At 72.2% G+C, this 1,350-nt stretch carries 1 protein-coding gene; it reads left to right on the plus strand.

Translation table 11 applies throughout. From position 1 onward, the window contains the following. Positions 1 to 560 precede the first annotated feature (560 nt). On the plus strand, positions 561 to 1,350 hold a 790-nt coding region (locus NBZ83_RS32150; protein ID WP_261576516.1), incomplete at its 3' end, for a DUF222 domain-containing protein.

Raw genomic sequence — 1,350 nt, forward strand, 5'->3', positions numbered from 1 at the left:
GCCAGGGACGGCCGCACCCCCAGCACCCCCAGGGACGGCCGCACCGCCAGGGACGGCCGCACCCCCGGGGACGGCCGCACCGCCAGGGAGCGCCGCACCCCCGGGGACGGCCGCACCGCCAGGGAGCGCCGCACCCCCGGGGACGGCCGCACCACTCCGGCAGGGAGCGGCCGTCCGGCTGTGGACGGTCAATCGACCGGGGGCGGTCAAACGGTCGAGGGCGTCCAGCCGGCAGAGCAGATGCAGCCGCCTGACTTCGCGGGTGTCGACCTGGATGCGCCGACGGTACGGATCACCTAGCGGCGCGCTGCCCTGCCCCTGGCCGGGTAAGCGAACGACCGTTCGCCTACCCGGCCGAACCGCCCCCCGCCCACTCCGCTTACCTGACCGCGCCGCTTACCTGACCGCGCCGACTGCGACAGGAGATGTCGGCCGAATCCTGGTTGTGGCCGGGTTGTCCGGCTTGGATGCCGGGGTGCGGATTGGTTCCCGCGTCGTCTCCGCTCACAGCGTACGAACACATGTTCGACATCCGGGATTGGTTGTTCTACCGTTGACCCATGGTTTTCGATGAGGACATCGGGGACGATCCGGATCCGTCGACACGACTGGCGATGATCGCCGGGCAGGTCGACGGGCTGCTGGCCGCAGACGCGTGGCAGTTGCCGGACGGGGAGTTGGAGGGGCTGATCGAGGGAGTGTGCCGGCTGGTCGGTCGGGTCACGGCGGTGCGGGGTCTGCTGTTCGTCGAGGCCCAGGACCGTGGGTTCGCGGTCCGCCAGGGTGCGACCGATCTGGCGGGGTGGTTGCGGGACCGGCTGGCGTTGACCGCTCGGGACGCCCGCCGGCAGGTCGCTCTCGCCCGCGACAGCACCACGGTGTGCGCGGCGACCGGGGCAGCCCTGGCCGCCGGGACAATCACGGTCGAGCACGCTGTCGTGATCTGCGACGCGATGCGCACCCTGCCCACCGGTACCACTTCCGAACAGCGCACCGCCGCCGAAAAGGCACTCCTCGGCTTCGCCCGCCAGTTCGACGTCATCCACCTCGCGAAACTCGCCGCCCGCCTGCGCGAAACGCTCACCACCGTCGATACCTCTCCCGGCGGCGACGATCCCCACGCCGACAGCCGCACCGGCGAGCACACCAACCCCGGCACCGGCAAAACGGGCAACGGCAACGCGGGCTGCGACGGGGGTGGAGGTGGAGGTGGGGAGAAGCCGAGCGCGGACCCGGCGGACATCCGCCGGCTCACCCTCACCGACACCCCGGCCGGCACCACCCTGATCGGCGGGGAACTCGACGCCGAAGGCGCCGCCCTCCTGCGCACCGCCCTGGACAGCCTAGGCC

It is taken from the genome of Frankia gtarii, assembly GCF_025403375.1.
Taxonomy (GTDB): Bacteria; Actinomycetota; Actinomycetes; order Frankiales; family Frankiaceae; genus Frankia; species Frankia gtarii.